The organism is Microcoleus sp. Z1_B2 (assembly GCF_036700325.1).
GTDB lineage: Bacteria > Cyanobacteriota > Cyanobacteriia > Cyanobacteriales > Microcoleaceae > Microcoleus.
In genome coordinates this window covers 23,421-37,538 of record NZ_JAUBOQ010000013.1, presented here as the reverse complement: position 1 = coordinate 37,538, position 14,118 = coordinate 23,421, and the positions used below count along the sequence as shown (strand labels likewise).

Genomic DNA, 14,118 nt, shown 5'->3' with positions numbered 1-14,118 from the left:
ATACCTCTCTTTAATTCTGTTGCTACAGTCTCAGGATCGCAGACTTGTAGCTGTGTTCACCTTCTGAATCCATTGTGCGACAATCGATCGCACCGAGCCTCGGTCGATGGATACATCTAGCTCAACAAATTTCTCTGCTTTCCGGTAGAGTTTAAATATGAAATTATACTTAGTGAGTCGGTAGACCGAATTACAATTTAGGAGCAGGATTATTGTCGCACTCGGTTAATTTTGCTGATAGGGCATCGAGGTGTCGCAGCCACTGAATGCCGCCAACCCAACTGCGAGAGGGGAGGTGTCCGATTGGTGCTTGCTGACTAAATTTAATCGGCCCTAAAGTAGTAGCAGAATTGTAGGTTTGCCAGTTGACCCGATCGCAAAATCTGATATAGTCTCCCTTAACGCTTTCATAAATCTCCTTTTGGACGCTGAAGCCAAACCGACCTTGACTGTAGTGCAACCAAAGGCGATCGACTGTTTGCAAATCTTCGCAGGGTAGCTGGTAAATTTGGCTAATTTCTAGCTGAGTACCCGGTGGCTGAGAAAGAGACTGACACATCAAGCCCCAAGTTTCGCGATCGGCTTCTTTCCATTTTTTGTTTGACAAAAAATCACGCAGTTTGGTATAATCAACTCCCCGTGCCGAAATCATGGTCGGATCGAGATTTGAAGTAACAGATAAGGAAAAAGTTTCTGCGGAATTGGCGACGGCATTTGTGGGTAAAATCCGAGAATCAGAAGTTGGTAGCGCGTTGATATCGGCAGAGTTGTCGCTATTATTAAGAGCAGGAGCGATCGGCTTTTGGGGCGAAAGCAAATTTTGATGGCGAATATCTAAAGCTGCTTTGATATCGTCCAAAACTTCCGTAGCAAAACTGTACCGCTGAGTGAGACGAGTTTGCAGCAATTTATCTAAAATTTCGCCTAACTCGTCGCTAATACTCGTGGCTTTGGGGAGAAACTCGCGCCACCACCAGCGCTCGTGGTTGCAGTCGTACATATCCAAGGGAGGAACTTGCGTCATGAGGCGAATGCAAGTAACCCCTAAACTGTAAAGGTCGCTAGCAGGAAATACTTTGCCGCGCATTTGTTCGGGGGCTACATAATCTTGACTGCCGATGAGCGTTGCTGAACGGAGTATCGCTGAATCAGTCAGCAGTTTGGCAATGCCGAAATCGATCAATACGAGTTTGTTGTCCGACTGGCGGCGGATAATATTTTCGGGTTTGATGTCGCGGTGAATGACGCGCTTGTCGTGGATAAATTGCAGCACGGGCAATAAGTCTTGCAGCAGTTGCCAAATTTGATTTTCATCGTAGACACTATTGTCTAATTCTTGTTTAAGAGTCGGCCCGTCTATAAACTCTTGAACTAAATAAATATGACCTTCTTGTTCAAATCCCGCTAATAATGTGGGGATTTGCGGGTGTTTTCCGAGTTCGTCTAAACGGACTGCTTCTTGGCGAAATAATTCAACGGCTTTGTTGAAAATTTCGGGGTCGCGGTCGTAAAAATAAAATTGCTTGACTGCACAGCGGGGATGAGATGGGATGTCTTCATCAATTGCTAGGAAAGTTTTACCAAATCCGCCTCTACCTAAAAGTTCAATCGGGCGATATCGCTGTCTCAGCAACAGGTTAAAGCCGCAGTTTAAGCAAAATTTGGCGGTGTGGGAGTTTTGAGGATTTTGACATTCTGGTTTGATACAGTAGCTCATATCGATTTTAGATTTTAGATTTTAGATTTTAGATTGCACAGAAGACTTTTTTTTAAACGAACCGCGAAGACGCGAAGCGGCGCGAAGGAATAGGGAAGAGAGAAGAGACAGAAGAGAGAGGGTTGATAACTGTCCCGCTTCTGGCGTTGTATTTTTTGGGCGGGCGGGACACCCCACAAGCATTTCATCTGAGATGTTGCACCATTCTCAATCAGGCTTTTAGGGGCGGGCTAGAAGAGCCCACCCTAAAAGAAATTCATTCTTTGTGGAACAGGCCGGAAAGCCTGTTCTTAAAAATGGTGTCAGAGGTGAGTTTTATCAAGCTGGACTGTAGATGCGCCTGGGCTGATAAGGCTATTTTAATGCGCGGGATCGAATCGGGACGCTGCCAGAGCTGCCGAACCCGGGCCCCATGACCGAAAGCATCCAGGATACCCGCCACGTGGTTCATCCGTGGAGACATAAAAAACCTGTATCCGATAAAGGAGCCCCCGAATTTATCTCGCGCAAGTCAATGCTTCAATTCTAAAATCTAAAATCTAAAATCTAAAATCTAAAATCGATTGAGTGCTGGGGGCGGGATAATTGCCGTTGGCGAAGCCCTCGAAGAGGCTCGCACAGGCCGATCGCTCACCCCGATCGCACAGAGCGAAAATTGTGCTAAACTCCTACTGTGCTTGGAATTTGAGGCACCATCGATCTGTCCGGTTCAGGGACGCTCAGAAATATTTCAAAATATTTTTGCCTTACCCCTAGACTTGTGCTGAGATATGATGCTATAGTTAAAACTGATACGGCGAGCGTAGCCAAGTGGTTAAGGCAGTGGTTTGTGGTACCACCATTCGTGGGTTCAAGTCCCATCGTTCGCCCTTTTGATTCTCAACTGTTTAATTCGATCGCCCGTTGCCTGTACGGTAATTTGCGATGGTCGTAGGGTGTGCAATGCACACCTTAATTTTTTTTGGGATGTCGCGGTTCTGTCGGCACAAGTTCCGATGTGCTAATCTTAAATCCAATCTAAAATCTAAAATCTAAAATCTAAAATCAAAATATGCCATCTTTAGTAACAGAAGATTGGGGATATAAATTTAGTGGCGATCGCACAATTAATAAGTTTATTCGGGATATAGAAGGAGAAGCTGCTTTAGGGAAATATTGCGATTGGGAATGCAAAGAACGTGCGGAAATTCTGATGTCGGAGATAGCTGGCAAATCCCACAATCTTTTCTACGTGCGTCGCCAAAAGGTAAATGAGAGATTTTCCGAAGAAGAAATCTGGGAATTGCTGCTTGCTACGGATGGAGATGATTTTGAATTACCTCAATTGTTGCAAAAAGCAGATCGCACTTTGCGGTTGTTAGCAACTGTACGCTGTGAAGACGGAATCGGCGGTTTAAAACTGCTGGATGCTGGTTTGGTGGCGCTTCCCAGAGGGAGGAAAGATGGGTATTCTTTGCCGGTTCAGTTGCGACTTTTGGCTAACAGTAGATCGCCAATTCCTGTAAAGTCGATCGCCCGCGTCCAACAAATGCCATTTTGGGACGACAGGCACATACCGACTACCGAACAACTAAAGGTTTGGCATACTTTTTTAAATGTAGAAAAACGCATTGCGGAAGCGCGTCAATTTTGTGTACCTTTCCGAGGACACAATTACGGTTCCGGCTTCAAAATCGTCACTTTTGAAATCGATCGTAATTCCGCAACTCTTGACGGCTACGAGGAAAATCCCTTACAAGTGGGCGACTTTCGCGACAGGCTGAAAAAAGCCAGAAATGAAGAAATTATCCTGTTTGATTCGCCGCCCGGAAGCAGAAGCAGCCGCGACGGAGAGACATTGGGTAGCATCGCCGAAATTGACTTTGAACATAGTAAATTACGCATTAAGTTAGATGTTGATTTAGGAGCTCGCATGGCGGGCGGCAGATATCAAATGCCCAAACAAGGATTCTTGTATTTTGAGGCTGCGGGCGATATTAGTCAGATCGAACGAAAGAAAAAAGCTTTAAAAATGCTGACAGATGGGCGCGCTCAAAATCCCTATTTGAGTGAGTTTTTATTCGACTCTTCTCAGGCGAGAAAGCCCGAAAAACTGATTAAATTGGATCGGGAAAACTTATTAAATCGCAATGCTAATGAGGACCAACTTGCTGCCGTAGAAACTGTGCTTTCGGCGCGGGATTTAATTTTGATTCAAGGCCCGCCGGGAACGGGCAAAACGACTGTGATTGCGGAAATTTGCTATCAAATTGCCCGTCAGGGTGGCAAAACGCTCATTGCTTCCCAAGCAAATTTGGCTGTAGACAATGCTTTGAGTCGGTTAGTTCACAATCCGGCGATTCGGGCTTTGCGAAAGGGAAAAGCTCATAAGGTGCAGGAAGAAGGGCAGCCGTTTTTGGAGGAAAATGCGATCGGCACTTGGCTGCAAAATACGGCGACAGACTGCGAACAAAAGCTCTCGCAGCGCCTGACTAATGTCAAATCTTTGCGGCAGTTGGTGGCAGAATCCGAGCGATTTACCGCCTACTGTGCCGCAGAGAGAGATTTTTTTAATGAACTAAAACACCTGCACGACAGTAAAGCAGATATTGAGGAAAAGTGCCACCAGCAAGCAACCAATTATGAACTAATTTTAACCGAAAAAAGCGAGATTGAACCTCTAGTTAGTGGGTTAGAAAATCTGCTGGAGGCGCCTAATGTCAACTGGCAATCTCCAGAAGTGGCTGAGTTTATGCCCCGACTAAAACCTTATTCAGAAGGCAATGTTTTAGTAGAAAACTTTATGGCAAAGGTTCGGATTGCTGCTAGCAATGCTATTCAAATAGGGTTCGATCGCCCTGCTTGCGGCGCGTTTGGGATTGCGGTTTGGCTGCAGGAAACTGTAGCAGCGCAAATATCGGAATTTAAGACGGCATTCGATCGCGCGGATGATGTTTGTCACGCTATGTCGGCGGTTGCGGAGTCGTTGCGGGTGTCGCGGCAGATGTCTGAGGCTGTGAATCAACTCGAATTGGGCGATCGGCAAAATCAGACGCACCGCCACAATTTCGAACAGAAAATCAAGAATTTGGAACTGCGAAAAGCGGAAATTGCAGCCGTTGTCGTCGCCGTTGCACAGTGGATTGAGACGGCGGATACGGGACTATATGAAGTCGTGAAAACTTGCTGGGAAACGGGCGCAATGCTGACGGATGATATGGTAGAATTGCCCGCAGGATTGCTGAAAATTGCCCGATCGCTCAAATTGCCGATCGTGCCGCCCAAATGCAAAATCAATTTGCCCGATTTGGATCGGTTGCAAAAGGCGATATCCCACGAAGAAAGCGCAGGTTTTAAGGATATACAAGGGCAACAATTTCGGTTTAGCGAGTTTCTGCACCTAAATTTGAGTCAAACGCCGATCGTGCTCTCTGCGGGCGATCGTACACAGTGGCAGCAACTAGCTAAAGACTTCGCCAGCTACTCCCAAGTCAGCCAAAGTCAGCGCAAATTTATCATCGAAAAAGCAGCGACTTTCTTAGCTAGCATTCAACAATTTTACAGTCAATCCTTGCAGCCAAATAATATCCAGGCTACGTTCGATCGCCTAGTCAAAGAATTGCTGCACAGTATCCTAGCAAATGCCCGTCAGTGCGTGGTTCCCCTGAAAACCGAAACCGAACAGCAGCTTATAAAACAGCAACAATTATTAGATAAAATCGGTCAAACCTTGAGCCAGCAGCAAATATCCGCCGCTAAACTTCAGGTAGAAACAGCGCAGCAAGAGGCAAACTTAAAAATTAGCGAAGTTACTACTTTGTTGCAAGCAATTGTCCAACAGCCAAACGTACCTGAAAAATTGCGAATTTTATCCGAACAATATCTCGCCCAAAAATCGAATATTTGGGAGCAACCGCAGCAGTTTGTCAAGCAAGTTGAGGCTTGGAAAGCCAGCACGATTCAGCTTGAAAAATCCATTGCTGACTTAGATCCTTTTGGTGTTTTGGAGACAATCAAAAACACTCTTGACGAGCATTTATCCCCCCTGCGAATTGCGGCTGCAACTTCGCAGCAGCAACTCGCTCAACTACAAGCAGAATTGAGCGAAATTAATGCTCAACTGCAACAGCAGCAACCAACAGCAGCATTACTTGTTGAGAGAAATTGGTGGGAGTCAGCATGGCAAACTATCCCGACTCAATATCAGCCAGAAGTTCCGAATACAGGATTATTCACCGTAGCTTTTTTGAACAAAATTAAGCGTTTATTCAAAACTTGGCAACGTAAATTAGAACAAGAAGAAACCGCACTAAATCGCTCTCAAACGTTTGTGACAGATTGGATTCAAAAACTCCGCAATCCATCAGAAAAAGACCGCAACGATTTAAAGCAAATTTATATTGACAATGCTAACGTAATCGGCATTACTTGCGTGCAAGCTGCTAGTTTCGATTTTACTAAAAACTTTCCCAGCTTTGATGCAGTTATCATTGACGAAGTTAGCAAATGCACTCCGCCAGAGTTGTTAATTCCCGCTTTGAAAGGCAGAAAGTTAGTATTAGTGGGCGATCACAGGCAATTGCCGCCGATGTTTAATCAAAGTACGATCGACGATATTGCCGAAGACATCGGCTGTACAGGAGACGAACTTAACTTTATCAAAGAATCGCTGTTCAAAGTTTTGTTTGAAACTGCCAGCGACAGCATCAAAAAAATGCTGACAACTCAATACCGAATGCACCCACAAATCATGGGCGCAATCAATCAGTTTTACCAGCAAAAACTCAACTGTGGCATTCAGGAAGCTGACACCAAACGCGCCCACAACCTCGCAGGTAAAATTATTCAAGAAAATAATCACATTCTGTGGGTGAAAACGCCGATAGGACAAGGGTTTGAAGAGGAAAAGCAGGGGACTTCGCGGTTGAATGTCAAGGAGATTGATGCGATCGAGCGTTTGTGCGAACAAATGGAGATAGCTTGGCAGCCCAAAGTTGCCGACGGTGAACCACCGAAAGAAATCGGAATTATCACTTTTTATGCTGCTCAATTAAATGCAATTAAAGACAGAATCGAAGGCGAAAGATTCCCAGCTTTGAGCATCCGTACTGGTACGGTTGACATATTTCAAGGCATGGAAAGACCTGTAATTATTGTCAGCACAGTGTGCAATAATGTTAGGGGCGATATTGGATTTGCTAAGGAACCGGAACGGGTGAATGTGGCATTTTCCCGCGCTCAAGAATTGCTGGTAGTTGTCGGCTGCCACGATTTATTTACCCAACAAACAGGTACAGTGGGGAAAATGTATCAGGAAGTTTCAAAAACGGTGCGTCACTGCGGAGGTTTTGTAGATGTTTCTAGCGTCCTCAACTAAACCAATAGACTCGAATTTAAGTTCGCTAGCCGAACAAATTGAGCAACAAAATCCGGGTTTGTCAGTGTTGGCGGCGCGTCAATTCCGCTTCGCAATCCGCCAAACTCCGCTGGAGGTGGCGGTTAGCGAACCGCGCGAGTTTAACGTGTTGGAAGAGTTCATTTTGCGGGCGGGTGTTGAGTTTGAACCTGCACCAACTTTGAAGGAATTGGCGGATTTGCTGGGGTTGGACGAGATTTTTGTGAAGACTACGGCGGCGACTCTGGTTAGTTTGGAAAGCTTGGAGGTGGCTGAAAATGGAAAAATTGCGATCGCCCCACAAGGGAGAAATTTTTTCGAGAAAGGTGCGGTTAGTCGATCGCAAATTCAATCACTTTATGCCATTTCCGATCCGCTGAATCAAACTCTTACCTTTAAATTCGATGCTTTAGCCGCAGAATCGGTCAACTTACCCGATTTAGCAGATTTAGTTTCGCTCGAACATAAAATTACTGACCTTGCGAATTTAAGTCTAGCAGAAATCCAGCCGTTAATTCAAGATTCCGGCTTAGGAATTCACGCCCCACAAAACGGCAAAATTGTCTCTGCTTGCGATGTCGTCGGCGACGATTTAGATATTTGGCAAACAGTCTCGGTTTTTGTGTTGCTAGATGCGATCGAAAATAAAACTACTATTCAAGTCCGACAGGGAAAACAAATATTAGAAACTGCTTCAAACTTGCTAAACGAACTTGAATCGCAACAAAAACTTTCTTTGAATGACTTTTGTAACTCAACCTCAGATATCGCACAGCAAGAATTAGAGACAATCCCGGTTCCGAAAACTCCTAAAAAGCTATCTAAGAAGAAACCCAAGTAAACGATATGATGAAATCTAAAGTCCTGATTACGAACTGGTTTGTAATCAGGACTTTAGTCCTGATTAACTGATATCTTGCACCCTTCTCAATTACTTGTTTAGGAACGGGCTCTCCGGCCCATTCCACAATAAAATCAAGTTTTGTGGAACGGGCCGGAGAGCCCGTTCTTGAAAAGATTACAACATAATATAAGTATTAACAAACAAATGAGGTAATTGTGCAATGGACAAACTAGCTCAATATCGTCAATATGTTCAGACATTAATGAGCCGTTATTCTAAAAAAGTTTTAGACGGCTCTTTAGCAACTAAATTTGGCTGCATTCCCGCCGAAAAACCGAATTCCGCCTCTCGACGGCGCACCCCCATCAATTCAGCGCGAGTGACGGGCTGGGTAGGTTTAAAAGTTCCATCTTGATAGCCGCTAACTATCTTGTTGTCCCGCGCAAATAGAACTTTTCCGGCACTCCAGTGGGAAATAGGAACGTCGCTATAGGGAGGGATAGAAACATAGCTAGGAAATGTGATATTAGCACCTTGTATTCATTTCAAGAATTCCCAAACTAAAGATACCAATTGCTCTCTGGTAACAGCAAGTTGTGGTCGAAAGGTATTATCTTGAGAAAACCCGGCTACAAACCCCAGGTTCACAGCTTCTTTAATTTCGGAAGCGTAGATATCATCGGTAGCTATCTCCAAATTGTAGAAAAGGCAGTATTGCCTACGGTATTGGTATTTCCTGCGGTATTGGCTGCGGTATTGGTATTTCCTGCGGTATTGGCTGCGGTGTTGGCTGCGGTGTTGGTATTGGTATTGGTATTGGCTGCGGTATTGCTTCGGTATTGCCTCCGGTATTGCCAATTTCTTCCGGTGCGGCTTGATTGGTAGTGAAATAAAAGTGACCTAATGTGCGGCCTTGATAAGCTCTTTTGCTCAAGCGCCAAGCAGGATCGAGAGTGATTTTCATAAATTCGTTAGCATCGCCATTTGTGCGGCCTATTACCACCGATTTACCTTGGTAATCTACGGGAGTTCCAATTAGTAGAACATCGCCATCAACAATTTCCAAAGTCAGGGCGTATTTTAATGCTAAATCGGTGCCTGCCATGCGAATTGAAAAGCCGTTGCTGTCTGTTGCACGGCCACAAATACCGGTGAAATCAAAACTAACTAATAATGGATCGACTTTCACGGGATTAGAGCCACTTTCGCTCCAGCATTGTCGCGTGTTAGATACCTGTTCTACAATTAGCAATTGGTAGCCGCCGGAAGGGCGGGGTTGGGCGATGACAATTACTCGGTCTTGGTTAATTTCGGTTTCGTCAAAAGTAAATGCTTTAGCCGAACCGATCGCGCCAAGTGTTAAAATTGCTGAACCTGCCAGTGCGGCCACTGTTCGTACAAGTGAATGTTTCATGATTTTTCCCTATTGGCTCCTTATTGTGATGAGACTTATCTAGAATATAAAAAAGTCGCCCTCTTCCAACAACAAGATAGAATTTTACCATCTCTTGTTCCGGTGGTACCAAGTGCGATCGATCAGCGATCGTCACCTTGGTTCGTAGCGAAAACTCAAGTCCGAGCGAATTTTATGAGGGCGTTAGTCCTCAGTACAAACTTATAACCGTTATTTTACCGAGGAACTTGATAAGCTGTTCGACCTCTAAATTGTATTTTCCGGGCGGGCGGGACGCCCACTCACAAGAATTTGATGGGACTTGAGAGTAAAATTTAGATGAGCCTGGGCTGATTACTTGGGGGAAACGATCGCACTATTGGGCAAAAAAACGGTGCGTTACACTCTTGTTAACGCACCCTAAAACAAACATTCAAAAAGTGTCTTTGCCCTCTAGCGGAACATACTGCTAACAGAACTATCTTCGTGAATCCGCCAAATAGTTTCTCCGAGCAAATTGGCTACCGAAAGCACCGTCAACTGCTTAAAACGGTTCTCTTCCGGCACAGGAATTGTATTCGTAACAATTACCTCTTCCAAAACCCCGCTAGACAAACGCTCGATGGCTGGAGGCGAAAACACCGCATGAGTAGCACAAGCATAAACCTGCCTCGCACCCTCGTGGCGCAACAATCTCGCGCCCTCAGAAATCGTGCCGGCAGTATCGATCATGTCGTCCACCAAAACAGCAGTTTTGCCCCTGACATCACCGATGAGGTTCATCACTTCTGCCACGTTGTGAGCTTGGCGGCGCTTGTCAATAATTGCCAGGGGAGCATCACCAAGCTTTTTGGCAAAAGCTCTCGCCCTAGCGACTCCGCCAACATCCGGCGAAACCACAACAATATCCGTCAATTGCTTGCTCGCCAGATAATCCAAAAGCACCGGCGAACCGTAAACGTGATCGAAAGGAATGTCAAAATAACCTTGAATTTGAGCCGAGTGCAAATCCATCGCCAAAATGCGACCTGCCCCAGCTTCCGTAATCAAATTAGCCACTAATTTTGCCGTAATCGACTCTCTTCCGGCCGTTTTGCGGTCAGCCCTAGCATATCCGTAATAGGGAATGACAGCAGTAATTTGTCTAGCCGAAGCGCGGCGACAAGCATCGATCATAATTAACAATTCCATCAGGCGATCGTTTACCGGACAGCAAGTTGGCTGAATCAAGTAAACATCGCAACCCCGAATCGATTCTTGAATTTGAACGTAGAGTTCCCCATCAGCAAACCGCTTGCGAACCATCGGCCCCAAATCGATCCCCAGATAGCGAGCCACCTCTTGGGCGAGGGGAATATTAGCAGAACCGGAAAACAGCCGCAGACGGTCATGGGCGGAAATTGGCGGCTCGGGAAGCGGAAGCGGTAAAGTAGCAGAACGGATCACAGCAGGCCTCTTGCAGGACGTTTATTCCATCGCTATCTTACCATCTGAAACTAGAAATATTCAGCCAATTTTTTAAGAGATTTAACATTCGAGGCGACCACAAGTGTTAAGTTAGGCGAATTGAATAGGACTTGCAGAAATATGTCCGAGAAACCGGGTTTCTAGCCCACATTCGACACCTTCAACGGTCACAATCGGTTTTTACTTATTTTGATCCAGCAATAAAACTATAAATTATACTAAAATACCGTATATTAACGGATAAATTACTTTTAAAAGGCATAATTTATTACTTTAAAGATAGAGTTTTCTGCGTAATTATGCTGTGTGACACCCCAGGGTGTGGAATGTGGGTTCTAGCTGAAATGTTGCACCATTGTCAATAAGCTTTTTAGGAACAGGCTGGACGGCCTGTTCCACAAGAAAATCTACTCTTTGTGGAACAGGTCGTCCAGCCTGTTAAGCGAGAATGGTGCAAGATGTGAGTTCTAGCGAACTCTGTACTGGCAGAAGTACGATCGCACTTGTGCCCCTGCGTCTAAAAGTTCTAGGGTGAGTCAATTTGGGGGTGAGGCTGCACTTGCAGTCTCACCCCCAAATTCCGTCGAAAGCCGAAGGCATCCGGGTTCAAGGCGATAAAAATGCCACCAACAGGCAATAAACTGGAAAAATACTGTAAAAAAAGTTAAGAATCGGAAGCACACTTCAGATTTTTGATATCGGGCAAAGCAAGGTAGAAATCGATGAGCTTAAGAGAACGCATTGACGCAGAAATCAAAGCAGCTATGAAGTCCAAGGACAAAGTTCGCTTGGAAACAGTTCGCGGCATCAAGAAATTTATTCTCGAAAAAGAAGTCAGCCTCCGTCCCTCCGGGCAAGAAACGCTGACAGAAGCTCAAGAAATGGAAATTTTGATGCAAATAGCCAAACAGCGCCGGGATTCGATCGAACAATACCGCAAAGGTGGCCGCGAAGATTTAGTGGCACAAGAGGAGGCGGAGTTGGCAATTGTTGAAGAGTATTTGCCGGCGCAGATGTCAGACGAAGAGGTGAGTCAAGTCGTTGACGAAGTGATTGCTTCGGTTGGCGCTACTTCTGCAAAAGATATGGGCAAGGTGATGGGCAAGGCTATGCAGCAGCTTAAGGGCAAAGCAGACGGTAACAGAATTCAAGACATGGTGAAAGCAAAGCTTAGTCAGTAGTCAGTAGTCAGTAGTCAGTAGTCAGTAGTCAGTAGTCAGTAGACATCTCCCATAAATAATCTCAAGCTTTATAGAGATGTAGGGCTTAGGTCGGGGGCGACAATTTATTAGGGCTAAGGCCAAAAAACCCGGTTTCTACGAAAAATCGTGCATTTCTCCCTTGAGATATTGACGCAGAAACCGGGTTTTTGATCGGATCTGCAGGTGGCAACCTCTGTGTTTTCGTGAAAAAACCCGGTTTCTGACCATCATTGCGTCCAAGAATGTCATAAAAAATGTAAAATACTAACTTTGGTCGGGACTGGGGACTACAGATAGTGAAGTATGCTCAAGAGCATTAAAGACCTAGCATTACTAAGTCTGTGAGCGATCGTCTATTTTTTAACAGTTTCTACTTAAACTTATGCAGCCACCTATTGCTATTGGAACTCTCCTACAAAACCGCTACCGCTTGGTGAATATTTTAGGTCAAGGAGGATTTGGCCGGACTTATTTAGTAGAAGATTTGGGACGGTTTCAAGAACGCTGCGCCCTGAAGGAATTGATTCCGGTGCAAAGCGGGCCATACGTTTTGGAAAAATCGAAGGAATTGTTTCAAAGAGAGGCGGCAATACTTTACCAAATTGGGCACCCACAAATTCCCCAGTTTCGAGCAATATTTGAAGAGAACCAGCGTTTGTTTTTAGTGCAGGATTACGTGGAAGGGATGACTTACCGCGAACTGTTGCTCGATCGAACTTCAAAGGGTCGCACCTTCACCGAAGCCGAAGTGTTGGTATTTATCCGGCAAATGCTGCCGGTACTGGCTCACATCCACGCCCGCGGCATCATCCACCGCGACATCTCCCCAGAAAATATAATTCGGCGCGAAAACGACCAGTTGCCGGTGCTGATTGACTTTGGAGTGGTGAAGGAACTCGCCACCAAAGTCCAGTCTCCCGAAGGAACAGCCCACGCGACAACAGTCGGTAAAATCGGCTACGCACCGATGGAACAGTTGCAAAGCGGGCGGGCAACAGCCAGCAGCGACCTCTACGCTTTAGCCGTAACGGCGATCGTCCTGCTGACAGGCAAAGAACCGCAGGAATTGCTCGATCAAACAACGCTGCAGTGGAATTGGCAGCAGCAAGCGCAGGTGAGCACGGGTTTGGCTTTGGTGCTAAATCGGATGTTGAGCCGATCTCCGGGCGATCGATATCAATCTGTCAGCGAAGTCGCCCAAGCACTCGACGCCCAAACTAATCCTAAACCTAGCCAGCCAACTGTACCGCCCGCGCCAGTAGTGGTGCAGACAAACCCTTCGCTAATAGCAACGGTGGCCGTGGGCAGGCCGCCAGAGCCCGCCGCCCAGAGTTCCCACCCCCAAAAAAACCAGCCAGACCCGTTAATTGAGCCTGCTGCCGACACTTTTTGGGACAATCCCATTGCTGCGATCGGACTGCTGGCCGGCTTAGTAATCTTGACGGGCTTCGGTTCCTGGGCTTTAGTCGGCTCATTTCTCAACAATTCGCGCCCCAAACCCACTCCGACACCGCCAGCACTTACAAGTCCGACGCCGACACTAACTCCGGTACCAAACCCGCTACCTTTGCCAACCCCAACCCCGCAACCTTTGGCAACCCCAAGCCCAGAACCTGTGCCAGAACCAAGCCCAGAACCTTTGCCGGAACCAACCCTAGAACCTTTGCCGGAACCAAGCCCAGAACCTTTACCAGAACCGAACCCAGAACCTTTGCCTGAACCAAGCCCAGAACCTTTACCAGAACCAAGCCCAGAACCAAGCCCAGCGCCAACTCCGACCCCAGCGCCGACTCCAGCGCCGACTCCAGCGCCCAAACCTGCGCCCAAACCGGCGCCCGCACCCAAACCAACACCCGCGCCGTCGCCAACACCGTCGCCAACACCAGCACCAACTCCCGCGCCAACACCGGAACCAGCCCCAACACCCGCGCCCTCGCCGGAACCAGCGCCAACACCGGAACCATCGCCGGAACCGGAACCAACTCCTGCACCGTCGCCGGAACCGGAACCGGAACCCGCGCCGGAACCGGAACCAGCACCAACACCCGCACCATCGCCCGAACTATAAACTTCTGGCAAAATTCCCCTAGACTGAGGTTGAGGCCAATTACTTGTTAGCTA

Annotated in this window: 11 protein-coding genes, 1 tRNA gene and 1 pseudogene; 8 read left to right on the top strand and 5 right to left on the bottom strand. The window is 46.6% G+C overall.

What is annotated here, in order from left to right:
• Positions 1-190: 190 nt before the first annotated feature.
• The gene (locus tag QT984_RS09700) at positions 191-1,717 is read right to left on the bottom strand and encodes a serine/threonine-protein kinase (RefSeq protein ID WP_333207772.1); all 1,527 of its coding nucleotides are present in this window, start codon (positions 1,715-1,717) and stop codon (positions 191-193) included.
• 563 nt (positions 1,718-2,280) lie between these two features.
• On the opposite strand from QT984_RS09700, the gene QT984_RS09695 reads away from it, so the two are divergent.
• The 5 genes from QT984_RS09695 (at position 2,281) to QT984_RS09675 (ending at position 8,350) form a co-directional block, all read left to right on the top strand.
• Positions 2,281-2,484 carry a hypothetical protein gene (locus QT984_RS09695; RefSeq protein ID WP_333052131.1) on the top strand — a complete coding sequence of 68 codons (204 nt, stop codon included), beginning with the start codon at positions 2,281-2,283 and terminating at the stop codon, positions 2,482-2,484.
• A 29-nt stretch (positions 2,485-2,513) separates the two neighbouring features.
• Positions 2,514-2,586: transfer RNA gene (locus QT984_RS09690), tRNA-His, on the top strand.
• Between the two features lie 182 nt (positions 2,587-2,768).
• Positions 2,769-7,073 (top strand): AAA domain-containing protein, encoded by a 4,305-nt coding sequence (locus tag QT984_RS09685; protein ID WP_333373852.1) that lies wholly within the window; start codon positions 2,769-2,771, stop codon positions 7,071-7,073.
• On the top strand, positions 7,051-7,932 hold the full coding sequence (locus QT984_RS09680; protein ID WP_333207774.1) for a hypothetical protein: 882 nt from the start codon (positions 7,051-7,053) through the stop codon (positions 7,930-7,932). Before QT984_RS09685 ends, QT984_RS09680 begins: the two co-directional genes overlap by 23 nt.
• A gap of 223 nt (positions 7,933-8,155) precedes the next feature.
• A complete protein-coding gene (locus tag QT984_RS09675; RefSeq protein WP_333052140.1) occupies positions 8,156-8,350 on the top strand; it encodes a hypothetical protein in 195 nt (64 codons plus the stop codon).
• Positions 8,351-8,361: 11 nt separating this feature from the next.
• Here the strand turns inward: QT984_RS09675 and QT984_RS09670 are convergent.
• The 3 genes and pseudogenes from QT984_RS09670 to QT984_RS09660 all read right to left on the bottom strand — a co-directional run.
• Positions 8,362-8,412 (bottom strand): annotated as a pseudogene (locus tag QT984_RS09670) (hypothetical protein); the annotation flags it as partial.
• 63 nt (positions 8,413-8,475) lie between these two features.
• Entirely contained in the window at positions 8,476-8,631 is a 156-nt protein-coding gene (locus tag QT984_RS09665) for an S-layer homology domain-containing protein (RefSeq protein WP_333052143.1), read from the bottom strand.
• A gap of 22 nt (positions 8,632-8,653) precedes the next feature.
• The gene (locus QT984_RS09660) at positions 8,654-9,349 is read right to left on the bottom strand and encodes a DUF3747 domain-containing protein (RefSeq protein WP_333052146.1); all 696 of its coding nucleotides are present in this window, start codon (positions 9,347-9,349) and stop codon (positions 8,654-8,656) included.
• Between QT984_RS09660 and QT984_RS09655 the strand changes: the two genes are divergently transcribed.
• Entirely contained in the window at positions 9,341-9,556 is a 216-nt protein-coding gene (locus tag QT984_RS09655; RefSeq protein WP_333373850.1) for a hypothetical protein, read from the top strand. The two genes, QT984_RS09660 and QT984_RS09655, sit on opposite strands and share 9 nt — an antisense overlap.
• A 225-nt stretch (positions 9,557-9,781) precedes the next feature.
• Here the strand turns inward: QT984_RS09655 and QT984_RS09650 are convergent, their stop codons facing one another.
• Entirely contained in the window at positions 9,782-10,774 is a 993-nt protein-coding gene (locus QT984_RS09650; protein WP_333207776.1) for a ribose-phosphate pyrophosphokinase, read from the bottom strand.
• 743 nt (positions 10,775-11,517) lie between these two features.
• On the opposite strand from QT984_RS09650, the gene QT984_RS09645 reads away from it, so the two are divergent.
• A complete protein-coding gene (locus QT984_RS09645) occupies positions 11,518-11,976 on the top strand; it encodes a GatB/YqeY domain-containing protein (protein WP_333052152.1) in 459 nt (152 codons plus the stop codon).
• 403 nt (positions 11,977-12,379) lie between these two features.
• Entirely contained in the window at positions 12,380-14,065 is a 1,686-nt protein-coding gene (locus QT984_RS09640) for a serine/threonine-protein kinase (RefSeq protein ID WP_333274488.1), read from the top strand.
• The last annotated feature ends 53 nt before the right edge of the window (positions 14,066-14,118 follow it).

Bases quoted from the DNA above. Each gene is read 5' to 3' on its own strand.
- QT984_RS09700 (WP_333207772.1), bottom strand. From the start codon at position 1,717: ATGAGCTACTGTATCAAACCAGAATGTCAAAATCCTCAAAACTCCCAC.
- QT984_RS09685 (WP_333373852.1), top strand. From the start codon at position 2,769: ATGCCATCTTTAGTAACAGAAGATTGGGGATATAAATTTAGTGGCGAT.
- QT984_RS09680 (WP_333207774.1), top strand. From the start codon at position 7,051: ATGTTTCTAGCGTCCTCAACTAAACCAATAGACTCGAATTTAAGTTCG.
- QT984_RS09675 (WP_333052140.1), top strand. From the start codon at position 8,156: ATGGACAAACTAGCTCAATATCGTCAATATGTTCAGACATTAATGAGC.
- QT984_RS09655 (WP_333373850.1), top strand. From the start codon at position 9,341: ATGTTTCATGATTTTTCCCTATTGGCTCCTTATTGTGATGAGACTTAT.
- QT984_RS09660 (WP_333052146.1), bottom strand. From the start codon at position 9,349: ATGAAACATTCACTTGTACGAACAGTGGCCGCACTGGCAGGTTCAGCA.
- QT984_RS09645 (WP_333052152.1), top strand. From the start codon at position 11,518: ATGAGCTTAAGAGAACGCATTGACGCAGAAATCAAAGCAGCTATGAAG.
- QT984_RS09640 (WP_333274488.1), top strand. From the start codon at position 12,380: ATGCAGCCACCTATTGCTATTGGAACTCTCCTACAAAACCGCTACCGC.